Source organism: Bacillus cereus group sp. MYBK222-1 (assembly GCF_051916425.1).
Taxonomy (GTDB): Bacteria; Bacillota; Bacilli; order Bacillales; family Bacillaceae_G; genus Bacillus_A; species Bacillus_A paranthracis.
Genome location: NZ_JBQAGP010000001.1, coordinates 798,481 through 818,385 on the forward strand (window position 1 = coordinate 798,481; position 19,905 = coordinate 818,385).

The window sequence follows — 19,905 nt, forward strand, 5'->3', positions numbered from 1 at the left end:
GAGAAGAAGGTTGAAAATTAAATTACTACTAGTTGAGGATCATCATATCGTTCGAAGAGGACTTGTATTCTTTTTGAAAACGAGAGAAGAATTTGAAATTGTTGGGGAAGCAGAAAATGGTGAAGAGGCATTCACATTCGTCCAAACAAAAAGGCCAGATGTAGTATTAATGGATCTATCAATGCCGAAGATGGATGGCATCGAAGCAACAAAACAAATAAAACAATATGATGAAACGATAAAGATACTAATATTAAGCAGTTTTTCAGAGCAAGATTATGTTTTACCAGCACTTGAAGCCGGAGCAGATGGTTATCAATTAAAAGAAGTACAACCTGAGCAACTTGTAGCTTCTATTATTGCAGTACATGAAGGAAATACGAATTTTCATCCGAAAGTAACACCAGCACTATTAGGACGATCAGTAGTCAAGAAAGAAAACCCTTTTTCTATGTTAACGAAAAGAGAACAAGAAGTACTTCGTGAAATTGCGAAAGGGCGAAGTAATAAAGAAATTGCAGCAGTGCTTCATATTACAGAACAAACTGTAAAAACACATGTTTCAAATGTTTTAGCTAAATTAGAAGTAGATGATCGTACGCAAGCTGCATTGTATGCAGTGAAACATGGGGAAAATAATAATAAGTATGAATAAATGTTTCGCATAGTATGACAGAATACATAGGAGCAATTAAAATGTTATAGTTAAGTCTAATAAAGGTTTTTCTTCTTTCAATAATTAGGTACAATAAAATGAAATTTTAATCCGTGGAGGGTCTATACCCACTGATTATTAACCCACACCAATTGTTTTTTTACGGGATAAAGCTACGATGGAAGGTGAAGATATGCTATGCCTGGTACAAGAAGTGGGATTGGAAAGATTCAAGCTTCGTTAAACGGTTTATCACCGGAATTGCGAAGTATTGCTGAACATATTTTAAAACATCCACAAGATGTTGTACATAGATCTATTACTGAGTTAGCAGAAGTTACGAATAGTTCTGAGGCTACGATATTTCGCTTATGTAAACACCTCGGTTGGCAAGGATTCCAAGATTTAAAGATTACATTAGCTCGTGAAATTGTCCATACACCGATGCAAAATATTCATGAAGAAGTATCAGCAGAAGATAGTATGGTAACTGTTGCTAAAAAGTTTTTCATTCGCATATTACAGGACTACAAGATACATTGCATTTGTTAAATGATACGGCATTAGAGCAAGCTGTAAAAGCTTTGTAAGAAGCAAATCGAATCGAGTTTTACAGAAATGGTGGTTCTGGTATTATTGCGATGGATGCATATCATAAATTTATGAGAACGGGTATTTCATGTATCGCTCATACTGATTCGCATTTTCAAATTATAGGAGCTGGTTTGCTCTCGAAAAATTCAGTTGTTATCGGCATTTCTCATTCTGGTAGCAATAAAGGGTTACTGGAAGCGTTAGAAGTAGCGAAAGCAAGAGGAGCTAAAATTATTGCGATTACGAGTTATCAGAAATCGGCATTAATTCAACTGGCTGATATTACATTATACACTTCAACACGTGGAACGGAATTCCGCACAGAAGCAAGTTCATCAAGATTAGCGCAGTTAAGTTTATTAGATACTTTGTACGTTGGGTTATCGTTACAACACCAAGAAGAAACGTTGCAAAATCTACAAAGTATTCGTGAAACAATTTCGATGAAACGAATATAAAAAAGAGGCTGTCTCAAAAGGTGCTTTTTAGCCAAAATCGTATAAAAAGTGAAAGGCAGAAATGTTGATTTTATAACGTTTCTGCCTTTTCAATTTCATGTGATCTTACTTCGAAAGAGACTTATGAGACAGCCCCTTTTTTATTAGTGAATAGTTTGTTTATTTATTTTCTTGTAGAAATATGAGACTTACTTATAGCCAGTGATGACTCTCATTTAAAAAAATATAAAACGATTTATACAACAATTCAAACATTGTTCATAATTTCACAATTTGTTTTTGAAGTGTCATGTTATGATGAACATGTAATGATGATTGAACATTTAAACTTGGCACAATGATTAGCCAAACTAGTGAAGACAGAAGTTGTGAGATGAACTCATGAAAAATTCTAAAACACTAAAGGGGAGATCACATATGAAAGCAGTAGTAGTTAATAAAAATAGTAAAGCAAACATTGAAATTATTGAAAAAGAATTACGTCCGTTACACTCAGGTGAAGCGCTAGTAGATGTAGAGTATTGTGGAGTTTGTCATACTGATTTACACGTTGCAAATCATGATTTTGGAAACACAGATGGCCGTATTCTTGGTCATGAGGGTATAGGTATTGTGACGAAAATCGCTGATGATGTTACTTCACTAAAGGTGGGAGACCGTGTAAGTATTGCATGGATGTTCCAATCTTGTGGACGTTGTGAATATTGCGTAACAGGTAGGGAAACATTTTGCCGTGAAGTTAAGAATGCTGGTTATTCAGTAGATGGTGGTATGGCTGAACAATGTATTGTGACAGCTGATTATGCGGTGAAAGTACCAGAAGGATTAGATCCAGCTCAAGCATCATCAATCACATGTGCGGGTGTAACTACATATAAAGCTATAAAAGTATCCAATATTAAACCTGGCCAACCTATCGTCATCTATGGTTGTGGTGGATTAGGTAACCTAGCTATTCAATATGCTAAAAACGTATTTGGTGCAAAGGTAATTGCAGTAGATATTAATGACGATAAATTAGCCTTAGCAAAAGAGGTTGGAGCTGATATGACAATCAATCCAATTTCTCAAGGTCCTGCTGATAAGATTGTTCAAGATGAGTTTGGTGGTGCTTATGCTGCTGTAGTAACAGCTGTTTCAAAAGTAGCATTCAACTCTGCAGTTGATGCAGTACGTGCTTGTGGTAAAGTCGTTGCAGTAGGTTTACCAGTAGAAACGATGGATTTAAACATTCCGCGACTTGTACTAGATGGAATTGAAGTGGTTGGCTCTCTAGTCGGTACTCGTAAGGATCTAGAAGAGGCATTTATATTCGGTGCAGAAGGAAAAGTAGTGCCTGTTGTTCAAACTTGTTCTCTAGATAAAGTACAAAGTGTATTCGAAGAAATGGAACAAGGTCGAATTCAAGGACGTATGGTAATCGATTTTAAACAGCATAATTGTGATTGCAAATAATTCACATTAAATATAAAAAATATGAGTCTAACAAAGTACATGTAAAAAAGTTAGACTGCATAAAAAGATGATCCCTGTATGCAATAGGGATCATCTTTTTTATATTCTACTAATATCAATGCCAATCCATACTTGATTAATGAGACAGGATTAAAGGTTCACTTTATTTGCAAAAGAAAAAGAATCTTTATGTTTAACAAATTTTTTATGATCAGGAACGGTTTGAATTGCTACAGTTTGCGAATCTCTTGCTTTCAGTGCATCTTGAATCCCGAGTGTCATAAGCTTAATAAATAGAATCGTAATAAAGAATGAAGCGAGAGTATAAAAAATGATCCACCATGAAAGATTCATTTCATTACGATTTAAGCCAATAAGGCCTGCCCAATCATTAGATAGAGAAACAGGTTTGAGCACTCCGTCATACAGTTCACGCATTTGTATCCCACCAATTACAATGTTAAGCAACGCTAAATGGATAACGAGTATGAGTGTTTGGACGATATGTTCCATAAATAATACAAATAAGCGGTCAAGTAATAAGACTCGTAAGTGTTTTTTCATAATATGAAAACGGCTAGCACCTAATAATTGTGCACTTAAAATGTAATCTCGTTTCATAAATTCATCAACCTCTGAGGATATATATAAAGAAAGTGTAGGCAGAGCAACGAAAATAAGTACGAGTACTTGATAAAACGTAAATGAAATATTTGGATCTAACCCATCAGCATTTGATGTGATTACAATATTAACGGGCGTGATGAGTATGAATGCGATAAATAGAGTTGGAATATAATAAAAAACTTCTGAGCATGCTTGGAAAAATCTCTTGAATTTTGGAGCATATAAACTTAAGAGAATTCCTATACATGTTCCGCATAAAATTCGAAAGAAGCTAATTGCCACGGCTAATAAAATAGTAAATTTTGCTCCTTCTATAATTTGTAAGAAAACAGACTCTCCAAAACGATCAGATCCAAAAGGCGGAATTAACGATGGCGGAAAGGGGGCCTTTCCAAGTAATTCGTTATTGTCATTGTAAAGTAACTGAGGAGGTTTTGGGATGTTATCTTTAAAGAACCAACTATAAATAAAACTGGCTGAAATAAGTATAAATAAATAAGTAAAGCCGATTAAAAAGCGTTTTGATTTCCAAATAGATTTCATAATGCTACTCCTTTCAAGTGCTTTTGCCATCTATTCATCATGAATGAGATTATTTGAAAAATAGTATAAAACGGTAAGATAATCATAACCAGTATGATAAATGCAGCTGGAGGTGAAATAAACGCCTTATTAAATAAGAATTGAATAATGCCTTCCATATTAAAAACAAATTCTAAAATGAATAAATTAGAAAGTAAGAAAACAAAAATCGTTTTTAAATGGTGGAAGAAGTGGATAGATATATTTTTGAATAAATGAATGCATAGTATATAACTTGATGAAAGGCCTTTTCCATAGGCAACCTCTACATAATCTTTTCCATGTTCTTCTTTTATGTATAACACCATCATTCGAAACATTTGTAATGTAGGTAAGACTGCTAAAGATACAATTGGGAGTAAATAAGCTCGATTTTCATTAAAAGAAATAATGGTGAAAGGAGCTTCCCCGAATTTTCTAAGTACCCATATGAAAAATATTTGCAAACAAATCATCATCATCATATCAGGGACAGCTTCTAATATGAACACAATTCGGTTTATCCATTTTTTTATATAATCTTTTGCTAAAAAATAAAAAAATGCCATGCTGGATGATAGAAAGAGCGCAAGTAAAAAGGCTAAAAATAATACAGTAAATGAATATAGGTAAGGTTCTAAAACAGTTGGGAATAAGGGTATTTTTTTGAAACTACCAAATTTCGGATCTGATCCTATCACTACTAATGATTCAGGGGAGAAAACATCTTTTAACATAGTAACAATCTGGTTAAAAAAAAGAATTGGTTGAAAGGTAAATCCATTTTGAGTGATAAATAAATAAGGTAAATTTAATAATAATAAGAGTGATAAAAGAATTGATGAAAGCTTCATTGTGAATTGAGATATTTTATGTAACATTAAATCCCTCCGACATCTTTTTACAACATTATACAATAAATTCCGGGATGTTTTTATATTTTTCTGAAAAATAAGAAAATAATTAAGTTTTATAATTATAATGCGGAATATACTTACATAAGGAAATCTCTATATTGAGGACCGGATTTCTATGTCCATCAAGAGAAATTCCTAATATTCCTATTTTTGAAGCATTTACTTTACTTCAATTGATTGGCATTTGGTGTTATTCCAATGTTACCAAGTTAATAGAACTAAGTTTTCTTAAAACAAAAACCACCGAAATATAGAAGTGGTTTGGAACGTAAGGAATTTGTAAGGAAGGAGTAAGAAAAAAGAGATTTTCAATGTGTATGATCAAAATATAGAGAAGAACGGGAGGGGGAGTAGTTACTATCTATTTATATAAAAACAAATTAATTAATAAAACGCTATGGAAGAAAAGAAGAAATTATAGAAGTTAACAGATATCTGAAGAAGAGGGATTAATCATTTATTAGGTCAGAGAGTTGTTTGAAGAAATAATTGGTCTATAGATGATTGCAAATTCAGTGTTGACCCTTATCATGGGGAGAGTTGATAGCTGTGTGGTTAGACCTATCAATCATTAATACAATTTAAATAGAGGAGAGGAATGCTTTATGAAAACACGCAGTAAAATTATATGTGGAAGTCTAGCATTATTAATAGCTGGGAATTCCCTGTTATACATAACACCAGCCTCAATTGTAAAAGCAGAATCGTCGCAAAATGTATCTAGTTCTTTACAAACAAGTACGCAAAGCGATCGTACTTCCGTTAAGAAAGCAATGCGAGATGCACTACAACTTGGATACCCAGGAATACTCGCTCAAATTTCTAAGGGTGGTAAAACTTGGAGTTATACCGCTGGGGTAGCAGATGTGAGAACTAAGAAACCAATGAAAGCAGATTTTCGCTTTCGTATTGGCAGTGTGACGAAAACGTTCATTGCAACAGTGCTACTGCAATTATCTGGAGAGAACCGTTTGAATCTAGATGACTCCATTGAAAAATGGTTGCCTGGTGTCATTCAAGGAAACGGATATGATGGTAACCAGATTACAATCCGGCAAATATTGAATCATACAAGTGGTATTGCTGACTATATAAATTCAAAAGACTTCGATATTACGGATATAAAAAAATCGTATACGGCTGAAGAATTTGTAAAGATGGGGATTTCTCTTCCCCCAGACTTTGCCCCGGGAAAGGGTTGGTCTTATTCAAACACAGGATACGTATTACTGGGGATCCTTATTGAAAAAGTAACTGGCAACAGCTATGCGGAAGAGGTTGAAAATCGGATTATTGAACCGCTTGATTTGTCAAATACATTCCTACCTGGTAATTCAAGCGTGATTCCAGGCACTAAGCATGCCCGTGGCTATTTCCAACTAGACGGAGCAAGTGAGCTAAAAGACGTTACATATATGAACCCAGGTAGCTCGGATGGAGATATAATTTCTACTGCTGACGATTTAAATAAATTCTTCTCTTACTTACTTAGTGGTAAATTACTGAAGGAACAGCAACTAAAACAAATGCTTACTACAGTTCCTACAGATAGAGAAGGAGCGGGATATGGTCTTGGAATCGTTGAATTTAAGCTTCCGAACGGTGTCTCGGTATGGGGACACAGAGGTAGCGTTCTAGGGTTTTCCACTTTTGTTGGTGGAACACTTGGAGGCAAGCATACATTGGCCGTCAATTTGAACAGCTTTAACTTTAGTAATCCTGATCCTTTTAAAAGTATTTTACTTGCTGAATTTAGGAAGTAGGCAAAAAGGCGAAATGGATAAGTTTTGTCATAGGTTTATAGTTTAAAATATATCATTTTGGTGCAAAAAACAACTTGCTCTAAAAAAATTTAATAATCGTAATTAAGTATAAAAGAACGCTATCGTTTTAAGTAAATATTTCAGGAGGGTTTTATGAAAAAGAAAATGATTACTGCACTTGGTGTTTCTGCTATAATACTGACTAATTTTGTAGGAAGTACTTATGCAGACTCTAAAACAGGAGTTTCTGTTACAGCTCCCTACAATAAAAATCAAATAGCGGAATGGTTAGAAATGCACGCGAAGCCTTTAAAAACAACAAATCCAAATACATCTTTTAATGATTTAAAACCATTTAAGAATATGGTGGGTTCAGCTTCAATTGTAGGTTTAGGTGAAGCTACACATGGGGCTCATGAAGTTTTTACGATGAAAAACCGTATTGTAAATTATTTAGTATCTGAAAAGGGTTTTACCAACCTAGTTTTAGAAGAGGGGTGGGACAGAGCTTTAGAACTTGATCGATATGTTCTTACTGGTAAGGGAAATCCAAGCCAGCATTTATCACCTGTATTTAAGACGAAAGAAATGTTAGATTTACTTGATTGGATTCGGCAATATAATGCTAATCCAAAACATAAATCTAAAGTGCGTATCATCGGGATGGACATTCAATCAGTAAACGAGAATGTTTATAATAATATAATAGAATATGTTAAAAGAACCAATTCAAAACTTGTGCCGAGGATAGAAGAGAAGATAAAAGGTCTTATTCCTGTAACAAAGGATATGAATACTTTTGAAAGCCTTACGAAAGAAGAAAAAGAAAAGTATATTTCAGATGCTAAACAAATTAGTGCTTTATTAGAGGAAAATAAAAGTTATTTAAATGGGAAATCTAAAGAGTTCGCATGGATAAAACAAAATGCTCGTATTATTGAACAGTTTACTACAATGTTAACGTCACCTCCTGATAAACCATCTGATTTATATTTGAAACATGATATCGCAATGTATGAAAATGCAAAGTGGACTGAAGAACATTTAGGAAAAACTATTGTATGGGGGCATAATGGCCACGTTTCGAAAACAAATATGCTTCCTTTTGTATACCCTAAAGTAGCTGGGCAGTATTTAGCAGAGTATTACGGAAAACGGTACGTATCTATTGGAACATCAGTTTATGAAGGACAATACAATGTCAAGAATAGCGATGGTGAATTTGGCCCAAATGGAATATTAAAATCGGATGATCCAAACAGTTATAACTACATCTTTGGACAAGTTAAAAAAGATCAATTTTTTATTGATTTACGTAAGGCAAACGGTGTGACAAAAACTTGGTTGAACGAACAACATCCAATTTTCGCTGGAGTAACTACCGAAGGGCCTGATATACCAAAAACAGTTGATATATCATTAGGTAAAGCGTTTGATATACTTGTTCAAATTCAAAAAGTGAGTCCATCTCAACTACATCAATAAATTTAGAATAATGTACCTTAATGAAGTGTAGTGTTAAGTGTCAATAGAGTTGTTTGAATATGTCAGTTAGGTTATTTTCATTAAAGGATTATTAAATGGAATAAATGTTTTCAAATTAGAGACGATGTGGGATAGAAGCACAGTATCATCAAGTTAACAAAATAAAATTCTACCTAAAATGAAAAAAACGCTATTCTTTCTATAGAATCATAGGAAAGGATGGCGTTTTTTGATCTAATCTATTACTACAATTTGGTCAAGGAATTTAAACATTTTTATCTCCTAATACCTTACGAAATATTACTAAAATGTAGGTCTTGTACAACGAACAACATACCCATTAAGCTAAAAAAATAGTTACCGAAAAACTAGAAAAAAAGTGTGTTACAAAACGAATATGATGCAATTTTACCGGACGGAAAAGCTACATAGAGTATGTAAATGAAACGGAATGAGGGGATTTATTTTTTTGTTATGAAAAAATTTTATATACTAATTCATGTAAACGGTTTACTAAATCGTATTTTGCTAGAAATGAAGGGAAGATTCGCATGGAAACAAGGGGGAGAGTAATCGGGATTGATATCGGTACCACAAGTGCAAAAATGGTTGTGTTCACAGAAAAAGGAAAAGTCATTGCATCACATGCAATCGATTACCCAATTATTCAACCGAATGTAGGATGGGCTGAGCAAGATCCTGATGTAATATGTGCCGCTGTATATAAAAGTGTAAGCGTTTCCGTAGAAAAGGTAATGTATTACCAGAAGATATTTCTTCAATCGGTATTAGTACAGCTATGCACGCATTAATTGTAGTAGATGAAAACGGTGCGCCGTTAACGCGCTCTATTATTTGGGCAGATAATCGCAGTACGAAACAAGCGGAAGATTTATTACAACATATGAATGGGCATGATATTTATAGACGAACGGATCCGTTATCCGTGGTTGGTTAATGGACTTAACTGAAAAATCATTTGCAGAAGGTCCGAAACTAGATGGCATTAAAGGTGTAATGAACTCTTCAGGAGAAGGAAAATGGACTGTTGAAACGGAACTTGAACTGCAAGCTGCAGCACCAGTTATCGCTATGTCATTATTTATGCGCTATCGTTCTCAGGAAGATGATACATTCCATGGAAAAGTAGTTTCAGCATTACGTAATCAGTTCGGTGGGCATGAAGTTGTGAAAAAATAGAGAATGATTTTTGAAAAGAAACTTGTGCATAAGCGCAAGTTTCTTTTTTATAGTTTAAGAAATTACTAATTTAAAAATACCAATCAATCATCGTTTTTTTGTCACAAATGACAGCTTCAACGTTCATTGATTGAATAATATATTCTATATTTTCTTCTTTAGCTAATAATAAGGTTGTAAAGGAATCGAATATACTCATAAACGCATACTCATTGTCTTCGCTAGTAATAATTAACTCATTATTGCTAATGTCCCAAATATCTAATGGAGTAGTATTATCTACTTCTAATAATCCGTTTGTATCAAGAATTGGTTCAGAGAAATATAAATTTTTTGCACCTTTAGAACCGAGGAGTTTAAGTAATTTATGTAATAAAAATATAGACGTATAATCTTCTGTTGGATAATAAAGATCTTCTTTTAAGTTTGAATGTAGTTTTTCAGCTAAATCCTCTCTTTTATATTCTTCTGTAAAAGCACCAATGGAAGTCAACATGGCCATTGCTAATTCTGCGTATGAATGTAATCCACTATAAGACATCATTTCCTTCCAAGAAACGGATTTCCCATTATGAATGATTTCTTCAGCGCTAGGATAGATGTGCTCATATAGTTTTTTTCTCACAGACTTTTCCCATTCTAAAGGCATTTGGACAAAAGGGTGTAGCAATATAGCTGCAGATTTAAAGGTGCTTGGTAGTTGTTCTAAAATTGGTGATTTGTCATCTAGCCAAATGTAATCCAACAAAATATAACCTCCTCTTAGACTTTGAAATGTACGGATTCCCGCATTATGTTTTTTGTATTGGTTGTATTAAGTATAAAGCGCTGCATGAAATATGTCCCAACATAAAAATAAGAATAAATAAAATGAAGTTTTCATAAATAGTAAAAGAATGATTATGTCATCAGTGTAGCTAAGAAATGATGTTACATATGGAGAGAGCGTGTTAAAAAAATATGAGGTGGTTAAATGGGAAATGAGCAAGTGAAGAATGTAGGGGAAGAAAAAAAGTTATGTCTTTGTATGATTGTTAAAAACGAATCTAGAATTATGGAAAGATGTTTAAATGCTACGAAATCAATTGTAGATTTTGTTTCTATTTGTGATACTGGATCAACTGATCATACGCCTGAAATTATTGAAAATTGGTGTAAGGAAAATGAGATACCTGGGACGGTTCATCATGAGCCGTTTAAAAACTTTGGTTATAACAGAAGCTTAGCTGTTTCGTTAGCGCAAAAAACATACCCAGAAGCAGATTATTTATTAATATTAGATGCGGATATGATTTTAGAGGTTGATCCGAATTTCGATAAAACGAGCTTAACGGAAGACCATTATCTTACATTACAATATGATATTCATATTAAGTATTGGCTTACACGGCTTTTAAAAGCGTCTTTACCATGGAAATCAGTCGGTGTTACTCATGAGTATTGGGATATAGATCGTTCCAAAGTTGGAGAGGATTACAATACGAGAGTAGCTAGACTGGAGACGCTTGTCGTTAATGACCCTGGTGATGGTGGGAGTAAAGCGGATAAATTTGAAAGAGATGAGAGGCTGTTGTTACAAGGGCTGAGTGATCCAGAAACTACGCCAGATTTGCATATAAGATATTTATTTTATTTAGCCCAAACGTATTTTCATTTAAGTCAATTTGAAGATTCGATTAAATGGTATAAAAAACGAGTGGAAGCAGGGGGATGGGTTGAAGAGGTATTTTATTCGTTATTGCGAATAGGATTTTGTTATGAACAATTAGCAACTCGTTCAGCAAATAAACAACTTGAAGTAACAGAAGTGGATGAAAAAGAAAATGCTAAGAAACAAGAAGAGCAATATACAGCATTAGCTGTTCTTTATTTTCAAAAAGCGTGGGAATATAGACCAACTAGGGCTGAGCCATTATATCAACTTGCAAGAATGTATCGATTAAAATCTCAAAATAATATTGCTTTGATGTATGCCCTGCAAGGGAAGGAAATTCCTTTTCCGAAAAATGATCTTCTATTTGTAGATTATCATGTGTATGATTACTTATTTGACTATGAGATTTCTATAAATGCTTTTTATATACCACATAAAAAGCATTTAGGTGCAGTGTCACAAAAATTTTTGGAATCGAAAAAAGATGAGTTACCGTTGCATATAGCAAATATGGTAGAAAGTAATGCGAAATTTTATTAAATACAATTTCGGTTAAAGGAGTAGTGGAGTAATAATGGAATTAATACGATGGGCGCTAGAACTAGGAGAATCTGTGCATGGAAATACGTATGAAGAATTGTTGCCACTACTAGATTATTATTATGATCGTGATCATTTAAAAGCGTATTGTATCGCAAATCTTCTGTTAAACATGGACGTATCAGATGAACATCAGCAAAGAATTGAATTAAGAAGGTGCATTGCTGCTTATTATGCTGGACTATATAAAGTAGCAAAAAAACATGCAAAGGATCTTTTACTGAAATATCCGGATGTAGATTTATATAAGAATAATTTAAGGCTAATGGAAGCTTATTTGAATAAAGAATATGATTATTGTTTGTTTATATGCCCAAAGACGTATGGTAGTTTTATAGATGTTGCGCGAGCTTTGAAATGGCGATTGGAGCAAGAGGGAAATACAGCAATCATATCAGAAACAATACTCGAAAATGTGGGGAATACAATTGTTTTTGGAGCGCATACATATGCACATAGCCCACATCTCCTTCCGAAAAATGCAATTATTTATAATTTAGAACAGCTATATGAAGGAAGCCCTTATGCGCATCCTCTTTATTTAATGTTATTAAAAGATAAGGAAATTTGGGATTATAGTAAACAAAATATAGAATGGTTAAAACAAAGAGGAGTAGGAAAAGAAATAAAACATGTAGGCATGAACTATGCACCAACTTTAGAAATAAAAAAAGATGCATTTGATGAAGAATTAATTGAAGACATTGATATACTGTTTATAGGTGCTCTTAACCCAAGGCGGCAAGCTATATTGGATCAATTAAAAGTCGTTGCCCCGAATTTAAATATTGTTTTTAAAAATAATGCATGGGGAATTGTTAGAAATGAGTTAATTGCCAGGTCTAAAATTATATTAAATATCCACTTTTACTTATCTGGTATTCTTGAAACTCCTCGAGTTTCTTATGCAGTGGCAAATAAGAAATTTATTATTTCGGAAAATAGCAACCCAGAGGACGAAATAGATTGGCCGGGTATTGTATTTACTCCGTATGAAAAAATAATTGAAAACGTAATGAAATATATAGAATTATCAGAAGAACGGAAAAGATTAGCGGAAAAAGCATATAACCATTTTAAAGCAAATGAAAGTTTAGGTACATTGAGCATGAGAGATGAAACAAAGTAATTGTACGAAACTCATACGAAAGTATGAGTTCTTTTTTGTTTATCATACTATTTTATGAAACAAGTTAACTCTTTATATTGTGTTTTGTGTAGAAATTTCTGATAATATATAAGTAGAAATTGAAAACAAAGGGGAGAAATAATCATGAAACTAGTTGTTATTAACGGTACACCAAGAAAATTTGGTAGAACTCGCGTGGTGGCAAAATATATTGCGGATCAATTTGAAGGGGAATTATATGATTTAGCAATTGAGGAGTTACCTTTATACAATGGAGAAGAGTCACAACGTGATTTAGAGGCAGTGAAAAAATTAAAAACGTTAGTGAAAGCTGCGGATGGGGTTGTATTATGTACACCAGAATATCATAATGCGATGAGCGGTGCGCTGAAAAACTCTTTAGATTACTTAAGTAGTAATGAATTTATTCATAAACCAGTTGCGTTGTTAGCGGTTGCTGGTGGCGGTAAAGGTGGAATAAATGCATTAAACAGCATGCGAACGGTCGCTAGAGGTGTTTATGCAAATGCAATTCCAAAACAAGTTGTTCTTGATGGATTACATGTGCAAGATGGTGAACTTGGGGAAGATGCAAAACCATTAATTCATGATGTAGTTAAAGAATTGAAAGCATATATGAGCGTATATAAAGAGGTGAAAAAGCAACTAGGAGTTGAGTGATATGTCATCTCTTTATAAAGATTCACGCTTGTATTTCATTCTAGGGGCCAATAGTCTATCAGCTATTGGTTCCGGTATTGTAATGATAACGATTCCATGGTTGTTAATTAAAGAGAGTGGAGGAGAGACAACGTTTGGTTATGTTTCCATCATCTCAACACTGATTATGTTTTTGTTAACTCCGTTTATCGGGCAAAGTATTGATCGTTTTTCAAGAAAATCTTTATTATTATGTAATGAAGGTATTGGGATAGCCGTAATCGGAATAATGGTTATATGGGGATTTGCTGGGCAATCCTATCATTCTATTCATTATATTCTTATTTATATAGCGGGCTCTTTTTACTATCTATTATTTTATCCTACAATTTTTGCGTTCAACCAAGAAATTTTTCAAGCAGAACATTATAAAAGTTTAAGTGGAACGATGGAAATACAAGGACAGTTAACACAAGTTATTTCAGGAGCAGCCGCGAGCTTTCTAATTGAAGTTGTGTCTTTGAAGTGGATATTGTTAGTAGATATGTTAACTTTTGTAGGAGCATTTTTGCTGTTTTTATGTATACCGTATGTCAAGAAAAAAGAGATTAAAAAGAAAATAACATTTAAGAAGCAATTGTTCGAAGGAATTCACTTTATGAAAAAACGTCCTAAGCTCTTTTGGTTCTTACTTGCTACTTATATGCCGTTTATAGGTGTCATGATGGCAAATTATTTAATACCAGTTTATATTTCGGATATACTTAAAGCTAATGCCTCTGTATACGCGATAGAGGGAATGATGTACGGTGTTGGAGCTGTTGTTGCAGGAATCTGTATTCCACTCATAATGAAATATGTCAAAACAGAAGTTTCAATCGTTATGACGATGTGCATTTATGTAATTTCAATTACCGCAATGATTATTGAACCTTCCGTAATGTTGTTATATGGACTAGCGATTTTTCATGCGATTGGAAATGCGGGGACAAGAGTGGCGAGAAATGTATTGATGATGGAGGAAATCCCAAACGAAGTAATGGGACGTGTTGACAGCTTATTTCGATTAATTGGTACAGGAATAAGAATTGTATTATTAATGCTGTTTACAGCTGGTGTATCTAAAGCTGGGGTAATGCTCCCGTTTTACGTACTTAGCTGTATATTGATTCTATCATTAGGAATTGCTCTTTATTATGTATATTCACAACGTAAAGTAGGGACGAAAGTTTTTAATAAATCAATCGTTTAAAAAACACTTCTGCCTTCCAATCTTTTTTTATATAATAAAAAGAAAGGGAGTGCAAACATATATATGAACAAATGGATATTACTTATAATCTTATTATTACCACCACTATACATTCTTTATATGACCTTTCGAATGAAGAAAGTTGCTCGTGAAAAGCTGAGCCATCACTCTCCGTACGTTCTTATATTAGGTGCAAAGTTATTTGGAGATAGACCGTCTTTATCTCTTCAAAACCGTTTGGATGTAGCATTGGAATATTTAGTTTCTCATCCTGAAGCGAAAGTAATTGTTTCAGGTGGTCAAGGAGAAGATGAAGATATACCGGAAGCTCATAGTATGAGGAACTATTTAATGGTACATGGTATAGATGAGAGTCGTATTTTAATAGAAGATCAATCTACAAATACGTATGAGAATTTAAAGTTTAGTATAGATTTATATGATGTGAAACATGCGGTAGTTGTAAGCAATACGTATCATTTATATAGAACGAAAATAATTGCAAAGCGTTTAGGCATGAGGATGGAGGCACTAGCTGCTGAAACGCCAATGCGCTCTAAGAGAAAAATGTATGTGCGTGAATACGCCGCTATAATGAAAACAATATTGTTAGACCGTTAGAGCTCAAATGTGAGCTCTTTTTTTGTTGAATAATGCGTATCATTTGAAATGAATTCCATATTCCATCAAAATAAAGGAAACAACGATAAAGGAGTTGTATTTGTGATTCAGTTTAATCAAGTGTCAAAATCATATGAAGATGGCACAAAAGCAGTGGATTCATTGCATTTAGAAATTAAAAAGGGAGAATTTTTTGTTCTCATTGGTCCGAGTGGTTGCGGGAAAACAACGACAATGAAAATGATTAATCGTTTAATTGAAACGACAGAAGGCTCAATTTTAATCGATGGAAAAGATATTCAAGAATACAATATTAATGAATTACGATGGGATATAGGGTACGTGTTGCAGCAAATCGCTTTGTTCCCTCATATGACAATTGCTGAAAATGTTGCAGTTGTTCCTGAAATGAGAAAGTGGAGCAAAGAAAAAATAAAAGCTCGTGTCGATGAGTTGCTCCAGATGGTCGGGCTAGATCCAGACGTATATCGCGATCGCATGCCTGATGAATTATCAGGAGGACAAAAACAACGTGTAGGTGTCGTGCGGGCATTAGCCGCAAACCCGAAAATCGTTCTTATGGATGAACCATTTAGTGCGCTAGATCCATTAAGTAGAGAACAGCTTCAGAAGGATATCGTACAATTGCAAAAGAAGATTCAAAAAACAATTGTATTCGTAACACATGATATGCAAGAAGCATTATCACTTGGAGATCGCATTTGTGTTATGAAAGAAGGAAAAGTTGTTCAATTAGATACGCCAGAAGGAATTATACATAACCCGAAAAATGAATTTGTAGAAGAATTCATTGGAAATCGTGGAAGACCTTGGTATGAGGGGAAAAGTATTGAAGATGTATTGCCACATGATGAAAGTATGCGGATAGAAGGGGAGGCACTATCATTACATTCTTCTTTACAAGAAGCATTAGTTCGCCTGCGAGCTGATGAAGTCGTTCCAGTTGAAGAAAATGGTCGATATGTTGGAGCTTTAACAAGTCGTCATATTGTCAATTATATCGTTGAACAAATGAAGGAAAGAGGCTAAACAGTGACTGATTTTATACAGACGTTCCAAGAACGAAAAATAGAATTACTAACTGCATTAAGTGAGCATTTACAAATATCGCTTATTTCATTATTTTTTGCAGTAATTATTGCGGTACCGCTTGGCATTTTATTAACGAGAAAAGAGCGAATGGCTGAATTTATAATAGGAACTTCTGCAGTAATGCAGACAGTGCCATCACTTGCATTGCTCGGACTATTAATTCCGTTAGTAGGAATCGGAAAACTTCCAGCGATTATCGCATTAGTTGTGTATGCACTATTACCTATTTTACGCAATACATATACAGGAATACGGGAGTTAGATGAATCTTTAATTGAAGCAGCGAAAGCTATGGGGATGAATAGCTGGAGAAGACTGTGGAAGGTAGAGCTTCCTCTTGCGTTACCAATTATTATGGCCGGTATTCGTACGGCAATGGTATTAATTGTTGGAACGGCTACATTAGCAGCTCTTATAGGTGCTGGTGGGCTTGGTAAACTCATATTGCTTGGTATCGATCGGAATGATCATGCGCTTATCATTTTAGGGGCCGTACCAGCCGCGTTACTTGCTTTATTCTTTGATGTAGTACTTCGGGTGCTTGAGAGTCCAAAACGTTCGTCTAAGCGTGTTATATTGACGATATGTATTGTTTGTATAATGGTTGCTTCTCCATTTCTTTGGAATACCGAAAAGAAAGATATTGTTATTGCGGGCAAACTTGGATCAGAACCTGAAATTTTAATTCAAATGTATAAGCAGCTTATTGAACAAGATACCGATTTACATGTACAATTAAAACCAGGTCTTGGAAAAACATCATTTGTATTCGAAGCGTTGAAATCAGGGGAAGTAGATATATACCCTGAGTTTTCGGGAACAGCTTTATCTACATTCGTGAAAGAAGAGCCAAAAAGTACAAATCGGGATGAAGTATATGAGCAGGCTCGCGTTGGAATGGAAAAGAAATATAGTATGGTTATGTTGAAACCAATGGAGTATAACAATACATATGCACTAGCTATGCCGAAAAAAATAGCAGATCAAAAGAATATAAGTACAATTTCTGATTTAGGAAATATTGCACAGGATGCTAAAGTAGGGTTCACATTAGAATTTGCTGATCGTGAAGATGGTTATAAAGGAATGCAAAAATTATATAACTATAAGTTCTCGAATGTTAAAACGATGGAGCCGAAGCTGCGTTATAGCGCAATTGAATCTGGAGATGTTAACGTAATCGATGCATATTCAACAGATAGTGAATTGGAACAGTACGGACTTAAAGTGTTAAAAGATGATAAAGGGTTATTCCCACCATATCAAGGTGCACCGTTATTAAGAAAAGAGACATTACAAAAATATCCTGAACTTGAAAAAGTATTAAATGAATTATCTGGAAAAATTACAGATGAAGAAATGCGAAAAATGAATTATGAAGTAAATGTGAATGGTAAAAGTAGTGAAGAAGTCGCAAAACAATTTTTACAAAAAGAGAATTTACTTCGTTAAATTTACAAAAAATATACAAATTCATATGTATGAAATGACCGTTCATTATAAAATGAACGGTTTTTTTGTGCATACTTATACATTTTTTCAAAAAAGTATTCCATTTTTCTTCATTTTCTTTTAGAATAAGTAATGTTTTCCTGAAAAAATATAAGAGAAGCGTCTATTAGAGAAAAAGGTGACTTTAATAGTTGAACGAACATAACACCTAGAATGACAGATGGGGTGGTACAAATAGAAAAGAAGTTAGGATTTTTTCCATTAATTGCATTAGTAGTCGGAACAATGGTTGGTGGCGGTGTTTTTAGTTTACCGCATGATTTAGCAGTAGGAGCAAATAGCGGCTCTATCATAATTGGCTGGTGTATTACAGCGATGGGAATGATTCCACTCGCGCTCGTATATCAAACGTTAGCAAGAAAGAAACCAGAGCTTGAGGGCGGGATTTATAGTTATGCACGTGCTGGTTTCGGTGAATATATCGGATTTAACAGTGCTTGGGGATACTGGTTAGCAGGAATTTTAGGAAACGTTGCAACAATCATGTTACTGTTTAGTACATTAGGTTATTTCTTCCCCATTTTTAAAGGTGGAAATAGTGTTGCGTCTATCGTAGGAGCATCACTTTTATTATGGACACTTCATTTTCTAATTTTATTTGGCATTCGTGAAGCATCTATTATGAATGTGATTGCAACAATAGGGAAATTGGTACCAATCGTATTATTTATTGTTGTAATGGTAACAGCGTTTCGCTGGGATACATTTACACATGATTTTTGGGGAGAAGGAACTATTTCAGTTTCCTCTATACTTGGTCAAGTGAAGAATACAATGCTTGTAACTCTTTGGGTTTTCATCGGGGTTGAAGGAGCGGTAGTATTATCTGGAAGAGCGAAAAATAGTCGAGACGTCGGTAAAGCGACAGTATTAGGACTTATTTTAGTAATGTCTATTTATATTTTAATTTCTGTCTTGTCAATGGGAGCGATGACAAGAGGAGAACTTTCTGTTTTAGAAACGCCGTCAATGGGACATGTATTAGAACATGTTGTTGGGACGTGGGGCGCAGTAGCGATTAACATCGGGTTAGTTGCTTCACTTGTAGGTACATTAATAGGTTGGTTTTTACTTGTTTCTGAAATTTCCCATGTAGCAGGAAAAGATGGCGTGTTTCCGAAAGTCTTTACGAAAACAAATAAAAAACAAACACCGCATATGGCATTATGGATCTCAAATGGCGTTGCCCAAGTTATATTTATAATCGTTCTGTTTTCAGAGTCAACATATCAAATTATGTATTTCATAGCGTCAACATCAATTTTAGTACCATATTTATTATCAGCGTTATTCCAATTCAAATTAGTGATTACAAATGAACTAAAAGATGCAAAAGTGAAAAATGGTTCGCTAGCTTTAATTGCTTCACTTTACTCTATATGGCTTATTTATGCAGCTGGTTTGAAGAATTTATTGCTCGTTTCAATCGTATACGGAATTGGGATCATTGTTTATGTGTACGCAAGAAAAGAAAAAGGAAATCGTTGTTTTACTCGTATAGAGAGATATGTAATGTGGGCAATTGTCGTAGCAGCTGTTACATCTCTTTATATGTTATTGACTGGAAATATAAAAATGTAAAAGTCCTTTTCATTTAAAGGGCTTTTTTCTTTGTCTATAGAATATTTAATACATAAGATATTCAGGAG

Annotated in this window: 14 protein-coding genes and 4 pseudogenes; 15 read left to right on the forward strand and 3 right to left on the reverse strand. The window is 34.1% G+C overall.

Features of this window, described 5'->3' with window-relative positions; translation table 11 throughout:
• The first annotated feature begins 10 nt into the window (after positions 1-10).
• The 3 genes and pseudogenes from ACTFR9_RS04025 to adhP all read left to right on the forward strand — a co-directional run bounded on the left by ACTFR9_RS04025 (position 11) and on the right by adhP (position 3,162).
• Positions 11-655 carry a response regulator gene (locus tag ACTFR9_RS04025; RefSeq protein ID WP_000694646.1) on the forward strand — a complete coding sequence of 215 codons (645 nt, stop codon included), beginning with the start codon at positions 11-13 and terminating at the stop codon, positions 653-655.
• A gap of 198 nt (positions 656-853) precedes the next feature.
• Positions 854-1,707, forward strand: a pseudogene (locus tag ACTFR9_RS04030) (MurR/RpiR family transcriptional regulator).
• A 417-nt stretch (positions 1,708-2,124) separates the two neighbouring features.
• The gene (gene adhP, locus ACTFR9_RS04035; RefSeq protein WP_000649104.1) at positions 2,125-3,162 is read left to right on the forward strand and encodes an alcohol dehydrogenase AdhP; all 1,038 of its coding nucleotides are present in this window, start codon (positions 2,125-2,127) and stop codon (positions 3,160-3,162) included.
• Positions 3,163-3,312: 150 nt separating this feature from the next.
• Here adhP and ACTFR9_RS04040 read toward each other — a convergent pair whose 3' ends face one another.
• Complete coding sequence (locus ACTFR9_RS04040) at positions 3,313-4,332, reverse strand: ABC transporter permease (protein WP_000836563.1); 1,020 nt, start codon at positions 4,330-4,332, stop codon at positions 3,313-3,315.
• The gene (locus tag ACTFR9_RS04045) at positions 4,329-5,231 is read right to left on the reverse strand and encodes an ABC transporter permease subunit (protein WP_000902497.1); all 903 of its coding nucleotides are present in this window, start codon (positions 5,229-5,231) and stop codon (positions 4,329-4,331) included. The genes ACTFR9_RS04040 and ACTFR9_RS04045 overlap by 4 nt, the downstream gene beginning before the upstream one ends.
• 641 nt (positions 5,232-5,872) lie before the next feature.
• Between ACTFR9_RS04045 and ACTFR9_RS04050 the strand changes: the two genes are divergently transcribed.
• From ACTFR9_RS04050 to ACTFR9_RS04065, 4 genes and pseudogenes are all read left to right on the forward strand, one after another.
• Positions 5,873-7,030, forward strand: coding sequence for a serine hydrolase domain-containing protein (locus ACTFR9_RS04050; protein WP_000857777.1), 1,158 nt, complete (start codon positions 5,873-5,875; stop codon positions 7,028-7,030).
• 153 nt (positions 7,031-7,183) lie between these two features.
• Entirely contained in the window at positions 7,184-8,515 is a 1,332-nt protein-coding gene (locus tag ACTFR9_RS04055) for an erythromycin esterase family protein (RefSeq protein WP_000728411.1), read from the forward strand.
• 551 nt (positions 8,516-9,066) lie between these two features.
• Positions 9,067-9,449, forward strand: a pseudogene (locus tag ACTFR9_RS04060) (FGGY family carbohydrate kinase); the annotation flags it as partial.
• A pseudogene (locus ACTFR9_RS04065) lies at positions 9,446-9,715 on the forward strand (hypothetical protein); the annotation flags it as partial. The pseudogenes ACTFR9_RS04060 and ACTFR9_RS04065, both read left to right, overlap by 4 nt.
• Positions 9,716-9,785: 70 nt before the next feature.
• On the opposite strand, the pseudogene ACTFR9_RS04070 reads toward ACTFR9_RS04065, so the two are convergent.
• Positions 9,786-10,549: pseudogene (locus ACTFR9_RS04070) on the reverse strand (DUF2711 family protein).
• Positions 10,550-10,688: 139 nt separating this feature from the next.
• Between ACTFR9_RS04070 and ACTFR9_RS04075 the strand changes: the two are divergent.
• The 8 genes from ACTFR9_RS04075 to arcD all read left to right on the forward strand — a co-directional run bounded on the left by ACTFR9_RS04075 (position 10,689) and on the right by arcD (position 19,837).
• Positions 10,689-11,909, forward strand: coding sequence for a tetratricopeptide repeat-containing glycosyltransferase (locus ACTFR9_RS04075; RefSeq protein WP_000526212.1), 1,221 nt, complete (start codon positions 10,689-10,691; stop codon positions 11,907-11,909).
• Between the two features lie 34 nt (positions 11,910-11,943).
• Positions 11,944-13,098: a hypothetical protein gene (locus ACTFR9_RS04080; protein ID WP_000420435.1), complete on the forward strand. Its 1,155-nt coding sequence runs from the start codon at positions 11,944-11,946 to the stop codon at positions 13,096-13,098.
• A 144-nt stretch (positions 13,099-13,242) separates the two neighbouring features.
• Complete coding sequence (locus ACTFR9_RS04085) at positions 13,243-13,779, forward strand: NADPH-dependent FMN reductase (protein WP_000780354.1); 537 nt, start codon at positions 13,243-13,245, stop codon at positions 13,777-13,779.
• A gap of 1 nt (position 13,780) precedes the next feature.
• Positions 13,781-15,010, forward strand: coding sequence for an MFS transporter (locus ACTFR9_RS04090; RefSeq protein WP_000097178.1), 1,230 nt, complete (start codon positions 13,781-13,783; stop codon positions 15,008-15,010).
• A 63-nt stretch (positions 15,011-15,073) separates the two neighbouring features.
• On the forward strand, positions 15,074-15,631 hold the full coding sequence (locus ACTFR9_RS04095; protein WP_001045793.1) for a YdcF family protein: 558 nt from the start codon (positions 15,074-15,076) through the stop codon (positions 15,629-15,631).
• Positions 15,632-15,733: 102 nt separating this feature from the next.
• Positions 15,734-16,681 carry an ABC transporter ATP-binding protein gene (locus ACTFR9_RS04100; protein ID WP_000614093.1) on the forward strand — a complete coding sequence of 316 codons (948 nt, stop codon included), beginning with the start codon at positions 15,734-15,736 and terminating at the stop codon, positions 16,679-16,681.
• A gap of 3 nt (positions 16,682-16,684) precedes the next feature.
• Complete coding sequence (locus tag ACTFR9_RS04105; RefSeq protein ID WP_048556971.1) at positions 16,685-18,196, forward strand: ABC transporter permease/substrate-binding protein; 1,512 nt, start codon at positions 16,685-16,687, stop codon at positions 18,194-18,196.
• A 213-nt stretch (positions 18,197-18,409) separates the two neighbouring features.
• A complete protein-coding gene (gene arcD, locus ACTFR9_RS04110; RefSeq protein ID WP_000129462.1) occupies positions 18,410-19,837 on the forward strand; it encodes an arginine-ornithine antiporter in 1,428 nt (475 codons plus the stop codon).
• The last annotated feature ends 68 nt before the right edge of the window (positions 19,838-19,905 follow it).

Coding starts and splice junctions, on each gene's coding strand:
- adhP (WP_000649104.1), top strand. CDS start 2,125: ATGAAAGCAGTAGTAGTTAATAAAAATAGTAAAGCAAACATTGAAATT.
- ACTFR9_RS04040 (WP_000836563.1), bottom strand. CDS start 4,332: ATGAAATCTATTTGGAAATCAAAACGCTTTTTAATCGGCTTTACTTAT.
- ACTFR9_RS04045 (WP_000902497.1), bottom strand. CDS start 5,231: ATGTTACATAAAATATCTCAATTCACAATGAAGCTTTCATCAATTCTT.
- ACTFR9_RS04050 (WP_000857777.1), top strand. CDS start 5,873: ATGAAAACACGCAGTAAAATTATATGTGGAAGTCTAGCATTATTAATA.
- ACTFR9_RS04055 (WP_000728411.1), top strand. CDS start 7,184: ATGAAAAAGAAAATGATTACTGCACTTGGTGTTTCTGCTATAATACTG.
- ACTFR9_RS04075 (WP_000526212.1), top strand. CDS start 10,689: ATGGGAAATGAGCAAGTGAAGAATGTAGGGGAAGAAAAAAAGTTATGT.
- ACTFR9_RS04080 (WP_000420435.1), top strand. CDS start 11,944: ATGGAATTAATACGATGGGCGCTAGAACTAGGAGAATCTGTGCATGGA.
- ACTFR9_RS04085 (WP_000780354.1), top strand. CDS start 13,243: ATGAAACTAGTTGTTATTAACGGTACACCAAGAAAATTTGGTAGAACT.
- ACTFR9_RS04090 (WP_000097178.1), top strand. CDS start 13,781: ATGTCATCTCTTTATAAAGATTCACGCTTGTATTTCATTCTAGGGGCC.
- ACTFR9_RS04095 (WP_001045793.1), top strand. CDS start 15,074: ATGAACAAATGGATATTACTTATAATCTTATTATTACCACCACTATAC.
- arcD (WP_000129462.1), top strand. CDS start 18,410: ATGACAGATGGGGTGGTACAAATAGAAAAGAAGTTAGGATTTTTTCCA.